Annotated in this window: 18 protein-coding genes; all 18 read left to right on the forward strand. The window is 39.5% G+C overall.

The genetic code is table 11. The annotated features are described in order from the left end of the window. The 18 genes from F4694_RS00880 to F4694_RS00965 all read left to right on the forward strand — a co-directional run bounded on the left by F4694_RS00880 (position 1) and on the right by F4694_RS00965 (position 24,786). Positions 1 to 1,326, forward strand: a complete 1,326-nt coding sequence (locus F4694_RS00880) for a glycoside hydrolase family 125 protein (protein ID WP_179595018.1) — start codon at positions 1 to 3, stop codon at positions 1,324 to 1,326. Positions 1,327 to 1,363: 37 nt separating this feature from the next. Next, the gene (locus F4694_RS00885) at positions 1,364 to 1,984 is read left to right on the forward strand and encodes a YesL family protein (RefSeq protein ID WP_179595019.1); all 621 of its coding nucleotides are present in this window, start codon (positions 1,364 to 1,366) and stop codon (positions 1,982 to 1,984) included. Between the two features lie 47 nt (positions 1,985 to 2,031). Continuing rightward, entirely contained in the window at positions 2,032 to 3,912 is a 1,881-nt protein-coding gene (locus F4694_RS00890; protein WP_179595020.1) for a beta-N-acetylhexosaminidase, read from the forward strand. A gap of 31 nt (positions 3,913 to 3,943) precedes the next feature. Beyond that, positions 3,944 to 7,054 carry an alpha-mannosidase gene (locus tag F4694_RS00895; protein WP_179595021.1) on the forward strand — a complete coding sequence of 1,037 codons (3,111 nt, stop codon included), beginning with the start codon at positions 3,944 to 3,946 and terminating at the stop codon, positions 7,052 to 7,054. 181 nt (positions 7,055 to 7,235) lie between these two features. Continuing rightward, complete coding sequence (locus F4694_RS00900; RefSeq protein WP_034673854.1) at positions 7,236 to 8,165, forward strand: ABC transporter permease; 930 nt, start codon at positions 7,236 to 7,238, stop codon at positions 8,163 to 8,165. A 149-nt stretch (positions 8,166 to 8,314) separates the two neighbouring features. Next, entirely contained in the window at positions 8,315 to 9,247 is a 933-nt protein-coding gene (locus F4694_RS00905; protein WP_034673868.1) for a carbohydrate ABC transporter permease, read from the forward strand. Positions 9,248 to 9,272: 25 nt separating this feature from the next. Continuing rightward, positions 9,273 to 10,727, forward strand: coding sequence for an ABC transporter substrate-binding protein (locus tag F4694_RS00910; protein WP_179595022.1), 1,455 nt, complete (start codon positions 9,273 to 9,275; stop codon positions 10,725 to 10,727). A 60-nt stretch (positions 10,728 to 10,787) separates the two neighbouring features. Further along, positions 10,788 to 12,590: a sensor histidine kinase gene (locus F4694_RS00915; RefSeq protein WP_179595023.1), complete on the forward strand. Its 1,803-nt coding sequence runs from the start codon at positions 10,788 to 10,790 to the stop codon at positions 12,588 to 12,590. Further along, a complete protein-coding gene (locus F4694_RS00920; RefSeq protein ID WP_179595024.1) occupies positions 12,583 to 14,088 on the forward strand; it encodes a response regulator transcription factor in 1,506 nt (501 codons plus the stop codon). Before F4694_RS00915 ends, F4694_RS00920 begins: the two co-directional genes overlap by 8 nt. Positions 14,089 to 14,134: 46 nt before the next feature. Continuing rightward, on the forward strand, positions 14,135 to 15,547 hold the full coding sequence (locus F4694_RS00925; protein ID WP_179595025.1) for a glycoside hydrolase family 1 protein: 1,413 nt from the start codon (positions 14,135 to 14,137) through the stop codon (positions 15,545 to 15,547). Between the two features lie 66 nt (positions 15,548 to 15,613). Further along, positions 15,614 to 16,519, forward strand: coding sequence for an ROK family protein (locus tag F4694_RS00930; protein WP_179595026.1), 906 nt, complete (start codon positions 15,614 to 15,616; stop codon positions 16,517 to 16,519). Between the two features lie 16 nt (positions 16,520 to 16,535). After that, the gene (locus F4694_RS00935) at positions 16,536 to 17,429 is read left to right on the forward strand and encodes an ROK family protein (protein ID WP_179595027.1); all 894 of its coding nucleotides are present in this window, start codon (positions 16,536 to 16,538) and stop codon (positions 17,427 to 17,429) included. A gap of 21 nt (positions 17,430 to 17,450) precedes the next feature. Beyond that, positions 17,451 to 18,395, forward strand: a complete 945-nt coding sequence (gene manA / locus F4694_RS00940; protein WP_179595028.1) for a mannose-6-phosphate isomerase, class I — start codon at positions 17,451 to 17,453, stop codon at positions 18,393 to 18,395. Between the two features lie 246 nt (positions 18,396 to 18,641). After that, complete coding sequence (locus F4694_RS00945; protein WP_179595029.1) at positions 18,642 to 19,277, forward strand: YesL family protein; 636 nt, start codon at positions 18,642 to 18,644, stop codon at positions 19,275 to 19,277. Between the two features lie 54 nt (positions 19,278 to 19,331). Continuing rightward, positions 19,332 to 20,315: a Gfo/Idh/MocA family protein gene (locus F4694_RS00950; protein ID WP_257029069.1), complete on the forward strand. Its 984-nt coding sequence runs from the start codon at positions 19,332 to 19,334 to the stop codon at positions 20,313 to 20,315. After that, on the forward strand, positions 20,312 to 21,175 hold the full coding sequence (locus F4694_RS00955) for a sugar phosphate isomerase/epimerase family protein (protein WP_179595031.1): 864 nt from the start codon (positions 20,312 to 20,314) through the stop codon (positions 21,173 to 21,175). Before F4694_RS00950 ends, F4694_RS00955 begins: the two co-directional genes overlap by 4 nt. A 19-nt stretch (positions 21,176 to 21,194) precedes the next feature. Then, complete coding sequence (locus F4694_RS00960; protein WP_179595032.1) at positions 21,195 to 22,256, forward strand: Gfo/Idh/MocA family protein; 1,062 nt, start codon at positions 21,195 to 21,197, stop codon at positions 22,254 to 22,256. Between the two features lie 268 nt (positions 22,257 to 22,524). Then, positions 22,525 to 24,786 (forward strand): AraC family transcriptional regulator, encoded by a 2,262-nt coding sequence (locus tag F4694_RS00965; protein ID WP_179595033.1) that lies wholly within the window; start codon positions 22,525 to 22,527, stop codon positions 24,784 to 24,786. Positions 24,787 to 24,976: the final 190 nt, after the last annotated feature.

A 24,976-nucleotide genomic window follows, 5' to 3' on the forward strand; every position in this document is an offset into this window, starting at 1 on the left:
ATGACGACAGTAATTCCTGAATCCATGCAAAAACTGATTCAACATGTAAAAGAATTTTTCCCAGAGGATGAAAAATTACAGCACATGTTCGAGCAATGTTTTGTAAATACGTATACCACTACGTTGAAGAAACAAGAAGATGGGAAGACATTCGTGATTACGGGAGATATCCCGGCGATGTGGCTGCGAGATTCAGCCGCACAGGTAAGACCTTATTTACTGGCTGCTGAAGAGGATGAAGAAATGGCTACTCTACTTGAAGGGGTGATTCGCCAACAGTTTGATTTTATCTTGCATGACCCGTATGCCAATGCGTTTAATCAAACAGCAAATGGGAAGGGACACCAAACGGACCTGACCAAGATGACACCGCATATTTGGGAGCGGAAGTATGAAATTGATTCCTTGTGCTATCCCATACAGCTTGCCTACCTATTTTGGAAGTCAACAGGACGCACGACTCTTATAAATGACACGTTCAAACAGGTGATGGAAACGATTATTCAGGTATGGCGGACAGAGCAGGATCATGAAAATCATTCACCTTACCGCTTTGAGCGTACGGATTGCCGTCAGTCTGATACGTTAATCCGAGAGGGCAAAGGAGGGCGGGTTGTTCCGACAGGGATGACGTGGAGTGCTTTCCGTCCAAGTGATGATGCCTGTACCTATGGATATCTTGTACCGGCTAATATGTTTGCGGTAGTTATCCTGGGGTATGCTGCGGAAATGTGTGATGTTATAAACCAAACAGCACTCAAAGAAGAATGTCTGAAGCTGCGTGAAGAAATTCAAAGCGGAATTGAACAATACGCTAAGCTGGACCACCCGATTCATGGAGACATGTTTGTATACGAAACGGATGGCGAAGGACGAGTGAATTTAATGGATGATGCCAATGTTCCGAGCCTGCTTGCAGCACCGTACTTAGGTTATCTTCCATATGGTGATCCGACCTATTTAAACACACGCTCCTTCCTTCTAAGCAGGGATAATCCGTATTATTACGAAGGAAAATATGCAAATGGAATTGGCAGTCCGCACACTCCTGATCATTATATTTGGCATATTGCGCTTGCGATTCAAGGAATGACCACAACGAGTGAAGAAGAAAAACAAGAAATTTTAGCTTATTTTAAACAAACAGACGGCGGTACCAATTTTATGCACGAAGGCTTTGATGCCGATTGCCCTGAGGAATTTACAAGAGACTGGTTTGCTTGGGCAAACACGATGTTTAGTGAATTCGTTTTAAGTTTAACGGGGAAAGCAGTAAAAGGCAGTCCGCTTTATGACCAATTAATGAAGAGCCATAGTAATCTATAAAATTAGTCAAGTTAATACTTTGAAAGGGTGATGGATCATGAAAAAAGTTCCATGGATGATAGTCGTTTGTGAATGGATCTGGAGGGCAATCTTGGCGAATCTATACTGGATTGCCTTTACCATCCTTGGGTTAGGGGTCTTTGGCTTTTTTCCAGCATCCATTGCCCTGTTTACCATTGTCCGGAAGTGGCTAAGGAAAGATAGTGATATACCTGTCTGGGCGACGTTTAAGCAAGTTTATTTTAAAGAATGGAAAAGAAGCAATAAAATAGGCCTTGTATTTTACAGCATTGGCCTTTTTCTCTTTGTTGATATTCGTATTGCAGAGCAAGTCATGACGGGGATTTTTGCTAGTTTTCTATTAATCATTTTATATATCTTAGCATTTGTCCTGCTATTGGCGGTTGGTAATTTCTTTTCGCTTTATGTCCATTATCAACTCTCAACGAAAGAATATATAAAACAATCCTTTTTATTTACCTTAACGGGATTACCATCCACGATATGGATCGGAGCAGGATTGTTCATTATTGGCATGCTTTTAATTAGGATGCCGGGCTTACTTCCGTTTATTTCTGGTGTTGCACCTGCTTACTGGATGATGAAAGTCAACTTGATTCGGTTTAACATGCTTGAGAAAAGAATGTCTCTTTCTTAGTGCTCGGCAGTGCTTGTTATATAAATGAAATGAAATGAGGGAGAAAGATGAAACTACACTTAACCGGTGACCTATCCTCCATTGCCGAAGGGCTTAATCTTGTAATAGGGAATTTAACGGTTCAACTTTCAGAGGATGGCTATCCAGTACAGGTGAAACAGCGAAAGGGTCCATTGCATGTTATGAATCACAATGGCCAGGCGGAAATTAGCTTTGAGAAGCCTATTCACTTTTTTCGCGGCTTAGGATTATTCCTTGAACATTTTAGTAAAGAGAAAGGGTTTGACTTGTCAGAGAATCCACAGTTTACAATGAGCGGTGTTATGTTGGATGCGTCTAGAAATGCAGTACCAACACTTTCTGATGTAGAACAGCTGCTGCAAAGAATGGCTTTAATGGGACTAGATACCTTAATGCTATATACAGAGGATACGTACGAGGTAAAGGAACATCCTTATTTTGGATATATGCGGGGAAGATATTCGGCTGAGGAGTTAAAGGCATGTGATGACTATGCGGTGAAATTAGGGATTGAAATGATCCCTTGTATTCAATCACTGGGCCATTTACGGGAAGCGCTTAAATGGAATTATGCTTCTAATTTTAAAGACACAGATGACATTTTATTGGTTGATGAGCCAAAGACATATGAATTCTTGGAAAACTGTATAAGGGCAGCCTCTCTGCCTTTCCGTACCAAGCGAATTCATATCGGAATGGATGAAACGTTCCAGCTTGGCTTAGGGAAATATTTGGAGAAACATGGTTATGAGAATCATATTGATATCATGAATAGGCATTTGAAAAAGGTCGTTTCTATTACGGATAAGTATGATCTAAAACCGATGATCTGGAGCGATATGTACTTTCCGTTGTTTCAGGAAAACAGCAAATATCGAGATGAGTTCGGCAAGATTCCGGAAGACATACTAACTTCCATCCCTGATGTAGAGCTTGTTTATTGGAATTATTACCGGAGAGAACAGGAAGTTTATGAGCAGGATTTTCAACACCATAAGCTGCTAGGTCAGACGCCGATTTTTGCCGGCGGTGCGTGGACATGGAATGGGATTGTCCCAAACTATGGCAAAGCTATTGCAACGACAGAGGCTGCTATGGCTGCGTGTAAAAAAGAGGGCATTAAAGAAGTGTTTGTTACACTGTGGGGCGACAATGGAGCCGAAACACCATTCTCTACATCATTGCCGATCTTACAATTATTTGCAGAGCACACCTACCATAAGGAAGTCACACTTGAACAAACAGCGAAGCGCTATTCCTTCTGTGGTGAAGGAAACTTTGAGGATTTCATGGTCTTGAAGAAGTTGGATGAAACCCCTGGCGTCATGAAGGACAATATGAATACATCAATGACCTCTAAAGTATTGCTGTACCAGGATATACTAATTGGATTATACGATGAAAATAGTAAAGGACTATCCTTAGGTGAGCATTATGAAAAACTAGTTTCTGAGATTGAAAAAGCAAAATACAACAACCCAAAATGGGAAAGCCTATTTGACTTTTATGAGCAATTGGCAAGGGTTCTAAGTGTGAAGGCGGAAATCGGAATTAAGATAAAAGAAGTTTACGATCGGAAAGATTACGAGCAAATGAAATCATTCCTTAAAGAACTTGATTGGATTCAAACCAATGTCAATCTGTTACGTCAAAAGCACCGAAAAATATGGTTTGAATCGTACAAGCCATTTGGCTGGGAGGTCATCGATATTCGCTACGGCGGCGTCATTACCAGAATTGACTCAGTAAAATATCGAATTCAAGAATGGCTCGCGGGCAGGATTTCTGCCATTGAGGAATTAGAAGAAGAACGATTACGTCATGATGGGCCTTGGGAAATTGTTGACGGCTTAGTTGGCGGCAATGTTTATCATCGTATCGTCACTGCAGGGAACTTTTCATTATAAAGGATAGAAATATCTAAATGGGGTGATTGGAATGTTTTTGACGGAAAGAAAGTTTGAAGCACGTATTCGGGAATTAGAAGGTTACCGTTATCGCGATTGCATTACAATTGAACAATTTACTACACAGGAAGATGACGGCAAGGTTGGGGCTTACCCGCCGGTATCTTACGATGAAAACAGTGTCATGAAGCTAGGCGATTATTGGAAAGGCCGCGATCGATATATTTGGCTGCATGCGGACGTTGATTGTCACCTGCCAAACAATAGCAGGCAGGTTGTCGGCCTGTTCTCTTTCGGAAAGACTGGCGGTGGCAATAATTCAGGGTTTGAATCATTATTATTTGTAAATGGAAAACCCTATCAAGGTGTCGATTCCAATCATGAAGAGGTTCTTTTTGATGAACAAACTGCGAGTGGGCCGCTCACGTTGGATTTTAGACTTTGGTCAGGTCTTGAGGGCGGCGGAGTTCCTGTTGACAATGAATTCAAACTAGAGATGGCGAAAATCGGCTGGCTTGATAAGCGGGTGGATAATCTATACTACACCCTTTTGGCAGCGTATGAAGTATTGATGGAAACAGGTGAGGCGGAGTCAGCCTATACGATTTTGAAGCAAGTCATTTCTAATGCCTTACAGCTTATTAGTTGGACGGAACCTGGGAGTCATGAGTTTTATGAATCCTGTTATGCTGCGGAGGAGAATTTAACCAAGGCACTTCAATCGATTGACAAATCATCAGATATAACGGTGCACACTGTGGGCCATACACATATTGATGTTGCTTGGCTTTGGAGATTAAGAAATACGAGAGAGAAGTCTGCACGTTCCTTCTCGACTGTTTTGCATTTAATGAAGCAATTCCCTGAATATTTATTCTTACAAACACAGCCCCAGCTTTATGATTATATCAAAACGGATTATCCTGACATCTATGAACAGATGAAAGCTAGAATTGCGGAAGGCAAGTGGGAAGCAGGGGGTGCGATGTGGCTGGAAGCGGACTGTAATATTCCTAGTGGTGAGTCACTTGTCCGCCAAATTTTGCATGGAAAAGCCTTCTTTAAAGAGGAATTTGGGGTTGATTGTGAATATTTATGGCTGCCCGATGTGTTTGGGTACAGCTGGGCATTGCCACAAATCTTAAAAAAATCAGGCATCAAAACGATGATGACAACGAAAATCAGCTGGAATCAATACAACCGCATGCCACATGATACCTTCTATTGGAAGGGAATCGATGGTTCAGAGATTTTAACACACTTTATCACAACACCGGAACCATGGAACGGTCCAGACTCTTGGTTCTACACGTATAATGGCTTTATTACAGCCAAAACGGTTAAAGGAGCATGGACGGGCTATCGGGATAAGGATCTTTCAAAAGATCTGCTGCTTTCATACGGATATGGCGACGGCGGCGGCGGAGTCAATCGCCACATGCTTGAAATGCGAAGCAGACTAGACATGATGCCTGGTATGCCGAATGTAAAGACGTCAACTGCTGGAGAGTTTTTTGAGAAGCTTCACCAAAATGTAGCGGAGTCTAACGGCTATATCCATAAATGGGATGGCGAATTGTATCTGGAATACCATCGAGGTACGTATACAAGCCAGGCGTTTATGAAACAAACCAATCGTAAATTGGAACTTTTATATAGAAGAGTTGAATTCCTGTCTTCCTGGATATCTGAAAATGGCGAGTGGATTGGGGATCAGGAGCTTAAAGACGGGTGGAAAATTATTTTACGAAATCAATTCCATGATATTATACCTGGTTCGTCTATTCATGAGGTATATGAGGATGCAAAGGAAGAGTACAGGGAAGCGCTAGAAATAGGCGAAAGTGCAGGTTCAAGTGTGATCAATAGCGGGATTGACCAAGCTGACCGTTCAGTGGTTCTATTTAACACTTCACATCATAAGGGAATGAGAAATGTAGTGATCCCTCAATTTGCTGATTATAAGGCGGGGGTATGGAAAGATGATAACGGAACGGTATTATCACATCAAAAGCTTCCTGCAGGCTGGCTTGTTGAAGTGGATACACTTCCATCCTTTGGTGCTAAAACGTTGTCTTTTGAGCCGCAGGAAGCTGATCAAGAAAAAAAATCAAGTTTTATCTATCATGACCGCAAATTAGAAACACCGTTTTATCTCGTTGAATGGAATGAATTCGGACAGATGACAAGGATTTATGATAAAGAGGCAAAACGTGATGTTCTAGCGGAGAATGAAAGAGGAAACGTTCTGCAAATTTTTGAGGATAAACCACTTGCACACGATGCGTGGGATATTGATCTTTTTTATCAAGAAAAAATGGAAGAAATTCGCGAACTAGTCTCATTTGAAGTAGTTGAAAATGGCGAAATTGCCTTTACGATTCATGTGAAGTGGAAGTATCATCATTCTGACATTTCGCAGTCAATTGTTTTTTATCAAAATGATCGCCGTATTGATTTTGACACAAGTGTGGATTGGCACGAAAAGAGGAAGTTGCTAAAGGCTGCTTTCCCTGTAGATGTTCGAACAACGGAAGCAACCTATGATATCCAATTTGGGAATGTAAAGCGCCCTACCCATTGGAATACAAGCTGGGATATGGCCAAATTTGAATCAGTTGGACACCAATGGGCTGACTTATCAGAACCGGATTATGGTGTAAGTTTATTGAATGATTCCAAATATGGCTATGACATCAAAGAAAATACAATCCGTTTAACCTTATTAAAATCTGCGATTCATCCTGACCCAGAAGCGGATCAAGGAACCCATTCTTTTGTTTATTCGCTGTATCCGCATATCGGGGACTGGCGGAATGGAAAGACAGTTGAAAAGGCTTGGGATCTCAATGATCCGATTGTTGCTGTAGAAGGGAAATGGACAAAAGAAGCGTCATTCCTTGATACAAATTCTGACCATGTCTGGTTTGATGCTGTGAAGCCGGCTTATGATGGCAACGGGATCATTGTCCGCTTGCATGAGTATGAGGGACGAAGAGGGAAGGTTACGCTTGAGGTTGGCAAAAACATCACTTCATGGGTGGAAACCAATCTTATGGAAGAAGCAGTGGCGGACGTATGCCAATTGCCGATTGAGTTTGACATTAAACCATATGAAATTAAGACGATAAGAATCTTGTAATATCAAAAAACAGGACCAGCTGGCAGTCACCAGCTGGTCCTATTTATTTATCTCGAACATCAAAATTTCAGTTATCTAAGATTTTTGCACTTAATCCCAAATTAGTCAACTATAAATAGGGCTCTTTTCCCTATAGAATAAAGGTATGGAAGTGCTTACAACAACTGAGAGGAGGATAAAAATGAAAAAAATACTGAGTGATATTTATAAAAACCGAATCTGGCTGTTAATGGTTCTGCCTGGAACGATTTGGCTTCTATTATTTTCTTATTTACCAATGTTTGGACAAGTTTTGGCTTTTAAGAAATTCAGAATTCACCCAGACGGTTTCTTTGCCAGTGTTATTAACAGTGAATGGGTTGGCTGGGAAAACTTCGAATATTTGTTTAGTACAAGTGATGCGTGGATTATAACCAGAAATACCCTTGTATACAATATTATCTTTATTGTAGTGGGGTTAATTGCGGCTGTGGCAACGGCAATCATGCTTAGCGAGCTAGTGAATAAGAAGTTATCAAAAGTCTATCAAACTTCCATCCTTTTTCCGCACTTTATCTCATGGGTTATCGGGAGCTACTTTGTCTTCACATTCTTAAGTACAGATCACGGCCTATTAAATCATGTTCTTAGCTGGTTCCATATCGATCCGATTTCATGGTATAGCGAGTCGAAGTATTGGCCGTTTATTCTAGTGTTTATGGCCCTGTGGAAAGGTGTCGGTTACGGAAGTATCGTGTATCTAGCGTCCATCGTCGGGATTGATCGAGCATATTATGAAGCAGCCATGATTGATGGTGCCTCGAAGTGGAAGCAGATTAAGCACGTTACCCTGCCAATGCTTAAACCATTAATGATTATCCTTACAATCATGAATATCGGAAGAATATTCAACTCTGATTTTGGACTCTTTTATCAAGTGCCAAGAGATTCAGGGGCACTGTATTCAGTTACAAATGTTATTGATACATTTGTATACCGCGGCCTTATGAATTTGGGCGACATTGGTATGAGTACGGCAGCAGGTCTATATCAGTCAGCCGTTGGATTTACCCTTGTCATGATTACGAACTATATTGTAAGAAAAGTGGATGATGAAAGTGCATTATTTTAGATTATTTAATAGGTTTTAAGAATTGGCTAGCTTTGCATCTAGAAGCTTGTGCTTTTCTAAGAAAGGAGGGAAGGTCGCTTAGCGGCTAAACTATGCCAAAGAAACTGCAAACTCAATCATCTATCGCTTTGTCACAATCAACGAATGATATGAAAGGGGCTGGGGTTAAGATTTTAAGGAAGAAGTATAGAGACCCTCAACACCTGCACCCAGTCGTAAATACCATTATTAGTGTATTACTAGGAATTTTAGCGATTATGTGCATTTTTCCCTTTTTCTATGTCATCATTATTTCGTTTACTAGTGAAGAGAGTATCGTGAGAAACGGTTTTCAATTGTTCCCGAAGGATTGGAGCATTGATGCGTACCATTATCTATGGGGAATGAAGGCGCAATTCTTCCGCTCTTACGGTGTGACCATTTTTATTACGATTGTTGGCACAATAATTAGTGTATTTATGATAACGTTTTATGCTTATGCCATTTCAAGACCACAATTTAAGTATCGTAGATTTTTCACGTTTCTAGCATTTTTTACAATGCTTTTCAGTGGCGGTCTAGTACCTACTTACATTGTTGTCACCCAGTTTTTAGGTTTGAAGAATACCATTTGGGCATTGATTCTGCCCCTTGCAATGAATGCGTTTTATATTATCATTATGAGAACCTTCTTCTTAAAATCAGTATCAGAGTCGATTTTAGAATCAGCAAGGATTGATGGAGCAAGTGAATGGAGGATCTTCTTCCAAATTATCTTCCCGCTTTCCTTACCGGGAATTGCGACTATTGCCTTGTTTAGTACATTAGGTTATTGGAATGATTGGTTTACGGCGTTACTGTATATCGATGAACCCAATTTAGTACCTTTGCAATCACTACTGATGAAAATAGAAGCAAATCTTGAATTCATGAGGCAAAATATGGATGTAGCTATCATGCAGTCAAGCTTGTTTGATACCATTCCACAAGAGTCAGCTAAAATGGCCATGGTTGTTATCGCCACTTTACCAATTGCAGTTTCGTACCCGTTCTTTCAAAAGTATTTTATTAGCGGACTGACTATTGGCGGCGTTAAAGAATAAAATTTTAGAATGAGGAGAGTTTGAAATGAAAAAAAGATTAATGCTTCTTCTTGCATTCGTTCTTACCATTGGTACGATTCTTTCAGCGTGCAGCGGTAAAGAAAATGCTACCTCAAACAAAGAGGGAAAAGATGGTCAACCATATGAAATTAAATGGTACACAATTGGAACTCCACAGAAGGATACTGCTAAGGTATTCGAAGAGGTAAACAAATATTTGAAGGAAGAAATTAATGCTACCGTAAAAATGACCCAAATTGATTGGGGAGATTGGGCACAAAAATCGCAGGTAATGATTAATTCAGGGGAACCATTTGATATTATTTTCACTAATGGTACTGAATATGTTCAAAATTCCCAAAAAGGTGCATTCTTTGCGATAGATGAGCTGTTAAACAAGGAAGGCAAAGAACTAAAAGAAGCGATCGACCCATCGTTATTAGAGGGTATTAAGATTGATGGAAAAATTTATGGTGTTCCTACTAATAAAGAGGCAGCAAGACAAACGGTTTATACATTTAATAAACGGCTTGTTGACAAATACAACTTTGATATTTCAAAAGTACAAAGCTTAGAAGACCTTGAGCCAATGCTAAAAGTCATTAAAGAAAATGAACCTTCCATTACACCAATGGCAACATTTAAAGCGTATCTTCCATTTGACTATGTCTTTAATAATGAAATGCCATTTGCGTTCGCAATTGATGGTGACAGAGAGCATGTTATTAACCAATTTGAATCTGATTTAGCGATGCAAACCTATAAAACGATGCATAATTATTATAAGGCAGGATACCTTAAAGAGGATGCTGCAACAAGTAAGGACAGCTGGCCAATGGATGTGGAAAACTGGTTTGTCCGTATGGGGGATTCCCAGCCATACGCTGATGCATTATGGTCACGTGCAGCTAAATATGAAGTAGTTTCTGTACCAGCTGAAGAACCAACTACTTTTAATGATTCTGTATCAGGTTCTATCCAGGCTATCTCAGCAACATCAAAAAATCCTGAAAAAGCAATGGAATTCTTAAATCTGCTTAACACAGATCCATATCTTCGCAACCTTGTTGATAAAGGAATTGAAGGAGTTCATTACGAAAAGAATGAGGATGGAACGATTAAAGATCTTCCAGCACGTATTGAGCGATACAACTTGCCAACTTATTCTTTAGGTAACCATTTCATCCTTAATCTATATGAAAACGATCCGAAAGACAAATGGGAAAAATTCAAAGAGTTTAATGAAGCTGCAAAGCCAGCACCAACACTCGGTTTCCACTTCAACAGTGACCCAGTGAGATCGGAACTTGCATCAATTACGAATATCTCTAAAGAGTTCTATCCAGCCTTGGCAACAGGATCTGTTGACCCAGAAGAATATCTGCCAAAATACAATAAAAAGTTAGAAGAAGCTGGAATCGATAAGGTGTTAAAGGAAATACAAAAGCAATTTGATGAGTGGAAGAGCAAACAAAAATAATAATAAAATCAAGCTGAGCGGCGACTCTCAGCTTGATTTTATTGCAATTGGGGAATTCAAATGGATATCAGAAGAAAAGGCAGATTCACTCAAAATATCTTTAATAAACTTTTTTTAACCTCGTCTCTAACAATCATTGCGACTGTTATTATCTTAATCGTGACGATTACCAACTATTACTCCGATATTATTATTCAAAAAGAAATCAATATCAATACTAGGACAATGGAAAGGGTAGAGGATTACCTTTCCGCAAAGGATACTGATATTGATCGAGCTAAAAGGGATTTATATGTGAATGGGGACATGATTGATGATATCTCCTTTGCCCTTAACAATGGATATGAGGAATATTTAAAATATCGTCTGGATAAATTCTCTGAAAGTCAGTCATTTGTTCCAAGTAATATCGATACTTATTTAAATGCTTATTTCGGACAAGACCCTGATATTAATGCAGTTGGTATCCGCTCGTTTGAAAACCCTTCGATTGAGTATTTGCACATTTATCATAATTTAAAATGGAATAAAAGCGTAGTTAACTCCTCATCAAGCTTAGAATCTTCACTTCTTTCAAGAGGAATTCCTAACCTTAGTGGAGATGGGCTGCCTAAAGGCCGAAAGTTAACGAATACGATTACCAAAAAGATGATTATTAATAATCCATTTTTGCTGGAGAAAATTGGTGAAATTACCATTTTCTACTCCACTGACCGTTTAGACAAAATTGTTAAAAAGCATGATGAATCCCCTGCTTCTTTCTTTTTGATTGATGGGGAAGGGAGTGTCGTTTATTCGTGCAATAATGGTGATGTTCCCTTAGAGCTAATCGATCAGATAAAACCGGAAACAAATGAGATAAAAATGGATTGGCAGGATAGAGGTTTTTATATAAATACGATAGCGAACAAAGGAGATTATACCTATGTCAGTGTAATTCCTGATAAAGGGTGGCAAAAGCTAACGATTATCAGGGGCACCATGTGGATTGCGATCATCTTTTTCATCATTATCTCTATTTTAATCACTTATTCCTTTACTCGAAATTATTCACGGCGAATTCATAACATTGTTTCCATTATTCGCCAGGTTGAAAAGGGAAACCTAGGTGCAAGGATTCCAAAATCGAAGCATGAAGATGAACTATCGAAAATCGCTGTTAATATTAATTCGATGTTAGATGAATTGAATAATTATATCGAACAATTTTATCTGTTAACTCTAAAGCAGCAGGAAGCGGAATTAAAAGCACTTCAGGCACAAATTGATCCGCATTTTCTATTCAATACGCTAGAGGCGATTCGAATGGTAGCTGTCGTAGAGGGTTCAAAAACTTCTAGTAAAATGATATTCCATTTATCCAAACTGTTCCGCTATTCGTTAGAATCGATCAATACAGTCCCTTTATATACTGAGATTGAGTATGTGAATCAGTATTTAAAATTAATGCAATTTAAATACCCTAACAAATTACAGGTTTCCTTTGATATACCCAGTGATGTTGAACGAACACCTGTACAAAAATTAATTTTGCAGCCAATCATTGAAAATTATTTCGTGCATGGTTTTAAAAAGGATCGGACAGATAATCAGTTATTTATACGCGCTAGGCATCTTGGTGATTTGGTAGAAATCAGTGTTGAAGATAATGGTAAAGGGATGACAGAGGAAGAGCATTCTAGAATTGTCCATCATATCAATTCTGAAGAGGGGGATCAAATGAAATCCATTGGCTTAAGAAATATCCATCAACGACTAAAATTGAAATACGGAAATCAGTTTGGGATTTCCTTAAATAGCATCCAAAGTAAAGGGACGATTGTTACCCTGTCAATTCCAGTAAGGGGGACCAGCCATGTATAAGGTACTTCTTGTCGACGATGAACCGTTAATCACAACTGGGCTAAAGGCGTTGTTAGATTGGGCGGATTATGGCTTTGAGGTTGTGTCTACAGCTGAGAATGGCGAAGAAGCTTTATCCTATCTAAAAGAAAATCAAATTGACATTCTCGTTACCGATATCATGATGGCAGAAATGACTGGTTTAGAATTAATAAAAGAAGTGAAAATCCTTCAGCCGAAGGTAAAATGTATTGTTTTGACAGGGTACCAAGAGTTTGAGTTTATTAAGCAAGGATTGTTGTTAGGGATAGAAAACTATTTAGTGAAGCCTGTTGATGAGGAAGAATTATTAAAGACCATCCGAAATGTAGGCGATAAATTGAATGCTGTGACAGAAGGCAATCAGGAACAGGAACCGTCAACATTGAAGGATAATACGTTATGGCGTTTTTTAAATGGTGAAATTGATAAGAATGATTGTCTTGAAAGGTTGTCCTTTTACAATATTCAATTCAATCAGCCATATTATAGTGTATCGATCTTAAGTTTTGAGAATTATCATAAGGCTGAGATTTCCAAGGATATTAGGAATTATATTGAAGACCAATTTTCAGCACTATGTCTATATAGCCCGAATCAGGAATTACTGATTATTTTTGGAGGTACAAGCGAAGAGGAATTAATGCAATTCAACCAAAATCTTGTACATGATTTTAATAGTGAACCAAGTAAGGCAGGGTTATTCTATTTATCGATGGGAAAGCCTGTTAAAACAGTAGAGGATTTAGAAGAGAGTTTTGCGATTGCAAGGGAATATAGTTTACTTCAATTATATTCAAATCCTAATGTACTTATATCTGAACGTATAACGGTAGATAAACAGGAGGAAATGAAAAAGCAGCAGGAATTCAAAGATAATATTGTAAAGTTGATATTGAAAGCAGATGAGGAAGCACTAAAAATGGTAGATTCATACTTTCAGGATATATCGAAAAAATCATCCTTTATTTCACCCCAAGCAGTGAAAAAATACACCTATGACTTAATTTCTTATATCCATTATTCACTGCAGTCTGACGATCTTTCCTATTATACAGCTGCCGTCGAAAAGGTTGTATATAGCAAAGACATTCATCAGATGATGACCATTTTAAAGGAATATTGCCGAGAATTAATTCTATCCATTCTTAATCAAGTAAATATGCGCAGTCCTATTGTACAAAATGTCCTTGATTTTATACATGTGCACTATGATCAAGGAGTCTCATTAAAAACATTGGGTCAGCAGTTTCATGTCAATGCCATTTATCTGGGACAATTATTTCAAAAAGAAGTCGGTGTTGTTTTCTCTGAGTATTTAAACCGATATCGCTTGGAAAGGGCAAAGGAACTTCTCAAAACAACCCATTATCGAGCAGGTGAAATTGGCAAAAAGGTTGGGTATTCCGATACGACTTATTTTTATAAACAGTTTAGAAAAACGGTGGGAACGACACCAAGTGAATGGAGAAAAATATAAAACTCCTATGTAATGAAAAAGTATAAAAAAGAGACGGTGATAAACAATGGAAAAACATATTCATGAAGAAAACCTAACTTATCGTTTTCCAAAGCATTTTTGGTGGGGAAGTGCTGCTTCTGGTCCGCAAACAGAAGGTGCAGCCTTAATTGACGGTAGAAAAGCCAGCATTTGGGATTATTGGTATAGCATAGAGCCGGAATGTTTTCATAATGAGGTAGGACCGGTGAACACATCCGATTTCTATCATCGCTACAAAGAGGATATTCAACTTATGAAGGAAACGGGTCATAATTCCTTCCGCACCTCGATTCAATGGTCAAGGTTGATTCCGGAAGGTGTGGGCAAAATCAATCAACAGGCAGTGGATTTTTACAATCAGGTCATTAATGAGTTAATTGCCAATGATATTGAGCCGTTCATGAATTTATACCACTTTGATATGCCCATGTGCATGCAGGAAAAAGGCGGCTGGGAGTCCCGGGAAGTTGTCGATGCCTATGTAAACTTTGCCGAAACCTGCTTTTCCTTGTTTGGGGACCGGGTAAAGCATTGGTTTACCTTTAATGAACCAATTGTCCCTGTTGAGGCCAGCTATTTATATAATTTACATTTTCCGAGAGTAGTAGATTTTAAGCGAGGGGCACAGGTGGCCCACAATACGATTGTTGCTCATGCAAAAGCGGTTGCGTCATTTAGAAAGATGAATCTTGATGGCCAAATTGGGATTATTCTTAACTTAACGCCCTCCTATCCAAGAAGTGAAGAAGCAGATGATGTGAAGGCTGCTCATATTGCCGATTTGTTCTTTAATCGAAGCTTCCTTGATCCTGTAACAAAGGGTGAATACCCGAAGGAGTTAATTGATATTTTAAGAGATAGAGAGCTTTTGCCGGTGGTAGAACAGGGAGATTTGGACGTCATTCGTAATCATCCCATAGATATTCTTGGTGTGAACTATTACCAGCCGCGCCGTGTGAAAGCAAAAGAGCAGCCGGAAGCAATAGACGTTCCGTTTATGCCGGAACATCTCTTTGATCCGTATTTGATGCCGGGGCGAAAAATCAATCCGCATCGCGGCTGGGAGATTTGTGAAGAAGTCATATACGACATAATGATCGATATTCGCGATCATTATGATAATATCCCTTTCTTCATTTCAGAAAATGGAATGGGTGTTGAAGGGGAAGAGAAATTTCGAAATAATCAGGGTTTCATCGAAGATGATTATCGCATCGAGTTTATCCAGGAACATTTGAAATGGGTTCATAAAGCTCTTGAAGAAGGAGCAAATTGCCTTGGATATCATCTTTGGACATTTATGGATAACTGGTCATGGACGAACGCCTATAAGAATCGTTACGGATTAGTAGAAGTAGATTTAAAGAACAATTTAAAGCGAACGATTAAGAAATCAGGCAGATGGTATAAACGATTGTCTGAAAATAATGGCTTCTAATGAAATAATCGAGCAGGGCGTAATCCCAGTAAATCTATTCATTCAGTAAAAAGGAAGTGGCAGGAAATGGAGAAGTATCTTTTAGGGATTGATTTAGGAGGAACAAATTTAAGGGTCGCGGTCGTAACATCTGACGGTCAACTGGTAGAAGAAATGAATGTAAAAACAGAAAGTGAAAAAGGCCCTTATTATGTCATCAACCAAATGATTAAGCTTTGTGAGAAAATTATGCGGGAACGAAACATTGAGGCCATTGGAATTGGATCCCCTGGTCCTTTAGATGTAAAACATGGCATAATCCTAAGTCCAAACAATTTGCCTGGATGGGACAATATCCCATTAGTAAACATGTTAGAGAAGGCTTTAGAGAAAAAGGTTTATCTTGATAATGATGCAAATTCAGCTGCACTTGCCGAGGCCATTATAGGCGCTGGCAGAGGAAGAGAATCTGTTTTTTATATAACTGTTAGTACAGGAGTTGGCGGCGGCTTTGTCTTCCGGAAGCAATTGCTCCAAGGTGCGAATTTTTGTGCCGGTGAAATAGGCAATCTCATTGTAGATTCAGACGGGCCGCCGCACCACGCCTTGAATGTTGGCTCCTTAGAAACATTGGCTAGCGGGACAGCAGTGAAAAAGCGTGGAATAGAGAAGCTTGGAATTACAGGGCATGCGGGGGAAGTATTCGCACTGGCCATGAACGGAGACATAGAAGCGCAACAGATTGTCGATCAAATGATTACCTCCTTGGCAAAAGGGATTGCGAATATTGTTCACACGGTTGACCCACATATTATTGTACTTGGAGGCGGAGTGATGCAGTCAAAGGACTACATTATGCCGTTGCTTGTTGAAAGAGTGAATGACTTCCTATATCCACAGCTGCGGAATAAGGTGGAAATGGTGAGTGCTTCCTTAGGTACAAAAGCAGGTGTGATTGGGGCGGCTTTATTGGCTCAACAAGCAGCATTTTAGTAAGAGGAGGCTGACCATGAAAGCTTATATGGTGTTTGATATTGGAGGAACGTATATAAAATATGCGGTGATGAATGAGCAGGGAATGAAGTTAGAAGGCGGTAAGGTTCCCACTCCTCAGGAAGGATTAGAAATATTTCTGCAGAAGGTCTCTGACATAGTAACACAGTATCAACAGTCTTATACTTTTCAAGGGATTGCACTTAGTTCTCCGGGTGCAGTGGATGTGAAAAGCGGATATATTGGGGGAGCAAGTGCTATTCCTTATATCCACGGTATACCGATGACAGACTTAATAAAAGAACGGACAGGTCTTGACGTTTCGATAGAAAATGATGCGAACTGTGCCGCATTGGCAGAAGGCTGGCTTGGAGCCGCCAAAGAAAGAGATTACTATATTTGCATCGTTATTGGCACGGGAATTGGCGGCAGTATTGTGATGAATCAAACCATACTACGCGGTGCTTCCCTTCACGGGGGAGAATTTGGCTATATGATTATGGGGGACCCGCTGAACAATCCAATGCGGTCAATTTGGAGCCAAGTGGCTTCAACCAATGCTCTCGTTCAAGAAGTTGAACGGAGGAAGTCCCTTGATAAAGGAAGTTTGGATGGGGAGAAGGTATTCCGGATGGCTGCAGAAGGTGACACTATTGCCAATGAATGCATAACGATATTCTACAAAAAGCTGGCAGCTGGAATCTATAATATAAAATACGCTCTTGACCCGGAGAAAATTCTGATTGGCGGGGGAATTAGCAAACGGCCGGAAGTTATTGAGGGCATCAATCAGGAATTAAAACGATTGAAGGATGACATCTCAACACTAGCTATTTCTGTCGAAGCCTGCCAATTTGACAACGATGCCAACTTAATAGGTGCGCTGTTTCACTATTTAAATCGAAAATAATATTATTTGGAGGTAGGAAATTTGGAACCATTATTTTTACAACCAGTCTTTAAGGATAGAATTTGGGGAGGTACGGCCTTACAAGAGGTATTTGGGTATGACATTCCTACACCACATACTGGAGAATGCTGGGCTATTTCGGCACATCCTAATGGACCTTCTATGATTGTAAATGGACCTTACAAGGGAATGACCTTGGATAGATTATGGAAGGAACACCCTGAATTATTTGGAAATCCCGAAGGAGAGGTCTTTCCCCTTTTAACAAAGATTTTGGATGCCAATATGGATTTATCTGTACAGGTACATCCAAATGATGAATATGCCAAGGTAAATGAAAATGGCGAATTAGGAAAGACAGAATGCTGGTATATCCTTGATTGTAAGCAGGACGCTGACATGATCTTTGGCCATTATGCCCTTTCCAAAGAAGAGCTGGTCCAGCAAATAAAGGAAGGAAAATGGAGTGAACTACTTCGCAGAGTGAAAATTAAACCAGGTGACTTTTTTTATGTACCGAGTGGAACCATTCATGCCTTATGTGAAGGAACGCTTGTATTAGAAACTCAGCAAAGCTCAGATACAACCTATCGGGTGTATGATTACGACCGTAAGGATTCTGCTGGGAATCTACGTGAGCTTCATTTAGAGAAGGCCATTGATGTCACGACTATTCCTCACCAGGATACAGGGGTTGCTCCAAGTTTTCAGGAACAGGAGAATGTCACAATAACTACTTTTGTAGATTCTGAGTTTTTCTCCGTATATAAATGGGAGATTCATGGAAGATCTATATTCTCCTTTAATCAACAATATTTGCTATTGTCTGTGGTAAAAGGTGAAGGTTCTCTTGTACATAATGGGGAGCAATATGGCTTAAAGAAAGGTACACATCTTATCGTCCCTGTTGGATTTGGTGAGTTTGAAATTAACGGAAATTGTGAATTGATTGTATCACAAGCGTAAACATGGTAAATACAGAAGTAAAGATCCCAAACGCATTAAAAACGTTAAAAAAGTTGTTTCCTTAGAATTGGATAAGGTAAAAAGAAAAATAACATACATGTCAAAAATCACATAATTGCAAATTTCCACCCAGTCAAATTACCTTATTGATCAACTAAAAACCAAGAATCAAACAAGAAAAACATATTTACCTTCCTTTTTCATTTGAAGTAAGCTTAAGAAAATGAAGGGTAAAGGAGGACTATGATGAACTGGGTGTGGGAACAGTTTCAAACAAAAGGAGAATGGTTATTTAAATTCATTCTGCTAAATCTGATGTGGATTGTATTTACCTTGTTAGGCGGGGTGATCTTTGGATTTTTTCCGGCAACAGTTTCGCTTTTTAGTGTTATTCGAAAATGGATAAAAGGTGAGCAGGATGTTAACACCGCCCAACATTTTATTACAACTTATAAAAATAGCTTTATACAGTCAAATATTTTAGGGCTGATCATTCTGGCAACTGGGGTATTTTTAGCGGTGGATTTATATGTTTCGCAGAAAATGATTGGCAACCTTATTATCCACCTATTGTTACTATTTATCATTTTGCTATTTAGTTTAAGTGTCCTGTTCTTTTTTCCGACATTTGTCCATTATGAGCTGAACACATTCTCTTATATAAGACAGACATTCTTTATGATTTTTATTAGGCCATTATATAGTTTGGCATTAATTGGGATTTTCTGTGTTATTGTGACGGCTTTATATATATTTCCGGTACTAACTGTCTTTTTTGCTGGGCCAATGATGGCCTACCCCATGATGTGGATTGGGAACAAGGTGTTTGGAGCCTTGGAAAATCATAAACAACATACTCCTAAAAAAATGACATATTCATAGTAAGGTCCGAAAAAATTAACATATACATAGAAGTTAATTGAAGGAGGGACTATGTTGGAAAAAGTAAGAGTCGGTTTTGTTGGCGCCGGTGGAATTGCAGCCAATCACTTAAAAAATATCCAAAAGAATGACCAGGCTGAGATTGTGGCCATTTGTGATATTAATGAGGAAGTGGCTAGCGAAAAAGCGGGAGTATACGGTGGCAGCGTCTATACTAGTTTTGACGAAATGATTAAAAAAGAACAATTGGATGCCTTATTCATCTCTGTTCCACCGTTTGCTCATGGAGAAATGGAAGAGAAGGCAGCCGGAAAAGGGATTCATTTAATGGTTGAAAAACCATTAGGTCTTAATCTTGAAACCACCCTCAAAAAAGCAGAAATCATTAAGCAATCCGGAATCATCTGTGCTTCCGGGTATTGCCTGCGCTATTTGGATACCGTTCAAAAAGCAAAGGACTATTTACAAGGTAAAAAAATTGCGATGATTCGTGGTCACTATTTAACGATGTTCGTTCCGACACCATGGTATCGTGAAATGGAAAAGTCCGGTGGCCAACTTGTGGAACAATCCACACATATTGTTGATTTGGCAAGGTATTTAAGCGGTGAGATTGCACAGGTACATGCGAATATGAGCCTTCAGGTTCACAAGGATATCGAGAATATTACAATCCCAGATGTAACGTCGGTCAACATCGTATTCGATACCGGAGCAGTAGGGAATATTGTCAGTAGTTTCGCCCAGTTTGATCATCGAATGGGGCTTGAAATCATGGGTGAGGACTTTCGCGTCGTCCTTGACGGGGTGAATGTATCCATCATTGAAAAAGACCACACCATCGACTATAAATCTAGAGTTGATGTATATAAAGTCCAGGATGACGTGTTTATTGAAGCCATCCTAACAGGGAATCCGGATCTAATACTATCAACCTATGAAGACGGTCTGAAAACACTATCCGTTACTTTGGCAGCCAACCAATCTAACGAGGCTGGAGTGCCCGTAAACATACCTTTAGGGGGGAAAACAAAATGAAACTTGGGATTAGTTCATACAGTCTGCAAGGCGCCATATCTTCAAAAAAAATGACGATTCTCGATGTGATTCAGTATGTTGCAGACCTTGGTGCAGAGCATATTGAAATTGTTCCGATTGGTTTTAATTTACTAGAAAATCCAAATCTTGCAGATTCAGTCCGTCACAAGGCCGAGGAAACGGGAATAGAAATTTCCAATTATGCAATTGGCGCTAACTTCTTAACAGCGACCAAAGAAGAATTTGAAAAAGAAATCGACCGTGTTAAACGAGAAGTTGAAATCGCCAACCGCCTTGGGGTAAAGCTGATGCGTCATGACGTGGCCTGGAAATCGGCAAATGAAATTTCGATCACCAATTTTGAAAGCGATTTACCGCAAATGGTTGAGGCCAGCCAGCGAATTGCGGATTATGCAGCAGAATTTGATATTGTCACAAGTGTTGAGAACCACGGCTACTATGTGCAAGCAAGTGACCGCGTACAAAGACTGCTTAGCGAAGTCAACAGAGCAAACTTTAAGACGACACTTGACACTGGTAATTTCCTTTGTGTGGATGAGGACCCCGTTGCAGCGGTGAAGAATAATATTCCGTTTGCCTCAATGGTCCATGTGAAGGATTTTTACCGCAGGACATCACCAATCGGTTTAGGAGAAGGTTGGTTCCCGTCAAGCTCCGGAAATTATTTAAGAGGGGCCATTACCGGTCATGGCGATATCAATTTGCCGGAGGTCTTAAAGGTTATTAAACAATCAGGCTATAATGGCTATATTTCCATCGAGTTTGAGGGATTGGAAGATTGCGAGAAAGCGGCAAAAATGAGTTTTAAAAACGTCCAAGCCATTTGGGAAGCCATTTAAAATAGAGAGGAATCGAAAAATGGGAAAACTTAAAATTGGTGTCATTGGGGCAGGATCGATTTCAGATTTTCATTTTCAGTCCTATACCAAGCATGAAAATGTTGATATTTATGCTATTTGTGATCTGAACGAACAAAGAGCAAACGAGAAAAGACAAAAATATCAGGCAGAGCTTGTCTATACAAACTATCATGACTTACTGGCAAATCCGGATGTGGATGCCGTCAGCATTTGCACCTGGAACAACACTCATGCAGAGATTGCTATTGCGGCACTTGAAGCGGGTAAGCATGTTTTAGTAGAAAAACCGTTATGTAAGACGGTTGAGGAAGCGCTTAAGGTGGAGGATGCCGTGAAGAAAAGCGGCAAGGTGCTCCAAGTGGGTTTCGTCCGCCGATTTGGAACGAATACAAAGGTATTAAAGTCATTTATTGATACGGGTGATCTTGGGGAAATCTACTACGCCAAGGCCTCTATTCTAAGAAGACTTGGCAATCCGGGCGGCTGGTTTGCTGATAAAGAGCGTTCCGGCGGTGGGCCGTTAATTGATATCGGGGTTCATGTGATTGATTTATGCTGGTATCTAATGGGCAAGCCAAAGGTGAAATCGATTAGCGGGAATACCTATTCACGATTAGGAAACCGTTCGAATATCAAAAATCTCTCTTTTTATCAAGCAGCTGATTATGATCCAAGTATTAACGGGGTCGAGGATTTGGCCAATGTGCTGATTCGATTTGAAAATGGTGCTTCCTTATTTGTAGATGTCAGTTTCACCCTTCATCTCAAGCAGGAGGAAATCGAGGTGAAACTATTTGGGGATAAAGGCGGTGCTGAGATTGAGCCGGACCTTGTCATTGTAACGGAGAAAAATGATACGATTTTAAATGTCAAGCCGCAAATTGATGCAACATCCTTTGACTTTGTCCAGGCATTCCAAAATGAAATCAATCATTTCGTTTCCTGCTGCAAAGGGGAATCCCAAACCATTTCCCCGGTTGAAGATGGGGTCGAACTAATGAAAATCCTTTGCGGTGTCTATGAATCAAGCGAAACAGGAAGAGAAATTAGTTTCGAATAAGTAGTAAGCATTCTAAACAGGTAAGACTATAAAAAGGCTGATGGTATTGGATTTCATTCTGGTACAATCCGTCTTTTTATTTGCCTGTCGACCTTTTTTCAGGCGATATCTCCATACCTGTGGCTTCCATTTTATTGACATCATTCTACTAATTCCGTATCATAAAAGGTAGAAAGATATCGAAAGAACTATTTTTCTAGTTTAATATGTCGGAATATTTTTTACTTTGGAAGCGTTTGCTTTCGGTTTGAAAAAGGTGGTCACTCCTATGCGCAGTTTACCAAAAGTTCAATCAAAACTATTAACCAAATACGTCCTGTCCTATGTTCTAATGTTTTTCATCCCATTAATCACGACCAGTATGATCATTTATGAAAATTCAGCCAGCAGCCTGCAGGCCGGGATTGAACAGTCCAATATTGACAAGTTAAATCAGGTAAAAGCCATAACAGATGAGCGTATGGAAGAATTAGAAAAGCTCGCATTAAGAATTTCCTATGATCCAAGGTTAACCCCCTTTATGGTGAACGATGGCTTTTACAGTAAAGAGGCCGTTGAAGAGTTAAATAAGTACAAGGCGAACAGTTCCATCATCAAGGAATTGTTTCTTTATTATCATGGCGACCGTAATTTGTACTCCTCACAAGGCTCCTATTCACTTGAGACCTTCGAAAAGAAGTATGATTTTGCGAAAGGGAATAGTGGGAAAATCCGTACACTATTAGATAGTGATGTACCTGTCATTTCTCCTGCGGAACTTGTAAAAGTGAACGAAAATGAAATGGACAAGCTGCTAGTCTATCTGTACCCGTTGAAAAGGAGTCCTGCAACTCCATATGGTTCGGTCACTTATTTTATTGAAGAATCAGCCATGACTGATTTAATTAAGGATACTTTAAGTGATTTTCAAGGGAATGCCTATATCTTTGACCATCAAAAAAATGTTTTAACCTCAACCATCAATTCTGCAGCACTTAGCAAAGCGGACATGCAAAAGCTTAACAACATTAAGGACGGCGTATCTAATCTTAAGATTAACGGGGAAGAGTTCTCGGTCGTCTCGGTTAAATCAAGCATCAGCGGCTGGACATTTGTAACCGTCATGCCGACCCATCAGTTTTTTAAGAAAGTCATTAGTTTACAACGGTTGTTATGGATGATTCTAGCTTCGGTGATTATTTCCGGGATTGGCTTTTCCATCTTGCTAGCAAGAAAACAGTATCGTCCCATTCATAATCTATTGGACTTTATTAAATCGAATCAAATTTCACATATTGATGATATGAATGAACTGGATACCATCAAGTTTACCATAGACAGGGTCTTTAAGGATCATGCCAGCCTAAGTGAGAAGATCGACAGCCAGGCTCCATATGTAAGGCATCAGTTTTTGATGCAGATTTTGAACGGGAAATTAACAGACGAAACCGAGATTAATAGGCTGCTAGAGTCTAATAGTATTCCTATGTACAAGGATGGTTATTTTGTTACGGCTGTCTCATTAAGGAATCTAAATATGCAAGAACAGGAAGAAATGATTCACCTATTATCAAAGAAATCGTTTTTAAATGCAATCTGTTACGGAGTAGAAGTCGGTTATAAAGAGGCGATTGCTGTCATTGTCAGCATGGACAAGCCCTGTGAACCTTCGAAAGTGGTTGAAGATCTTCATGCATATATAAAGGAACATTTGGGACCTGAGCCGGTTTTTTCCGTCGGGAATGTCTATACGGACAAGAGCAGAATTAACCACTCCTTTATTGAGGCATTAGCGGCGCTTGAGTACCGCTTTATGCATGGTCATAAAAGGATTACGCACTTTGAGGAAATTACAAATTCAACTGAAAAGACCATCGGCTATCCAAAGGAAGAGCAAATAAAATTAGTTCAAAGCTTAAAGCAAGGGGATGGGATTGTTGCCCTTGAAGCAATGAATCATATGTTTGCAAGTATGATTGAAAAAGATATTTCAGTGCAAATGGTCAAGTGCATCAGCTTTGACATCATTAATACAGTGTTAAAAGCAGCAATCGAAGCAGGTCTTGGGAATGGCAACCATCCTATCGGTCCGATTGTCGACTTTAATTCAATTGAAGAGCTAGAAAAAAGACTTGAACCGGTTGTCATGGCCATTTGCAAGGATATCGAGAGGAAAAATGAGTGCTCAAGAAGCAGGCTCGGCAATGAAATTATCGATTATATACAGAAGAATTTCTCTAATTATGATTTAAGCCTTGAAAGTACAGCGCAGCTGTTTAAATTGTCCACCTCCTATTTAAGTAGATTCTTCAAAGAACAGACAGGTGTCACATTTACACAGTATGTGTGGATTTTACGGTTTGAGCAGGTTAAGCGAAAATTGGCTAATACGGACGAAACCATTAGGGATATTGTCCTTGAGGCAGGGTATATGGATGTAGCCAATTTTACAAGGAAATTTAAAAAAGCGGAAGGCGTTACACCAGGTCAATACCGTTCGCTCTACGGGGGAAAAAAACAATCCAATACCGATGAACAATTGAGGGGATAGCCATTTCTTAGGCTATTCCTTTTTATTTAGAGAAAAGTATAAAGTAACATACGAGGTTAAAAATGACATATTTGCTTCTAAAAGGCAGATGAGAATGCTGTATTGCCTATAGTACAAGCCTTTTACAACAAGAAACAAAAATCACATATTTATTTCATTCGTCATTCTCAGGTAGAGTTAGCATATAAGC

Origin of the sequence: Neobacillus driksii, assembly GCF_013409995.1 — a bacterium.
GTDB classification, from domain to species: Bacteria; Bacillota; Bacilli; order Bacillales; family Cytobacillaceae; genus Neobacillus; species Neobacillus driksii.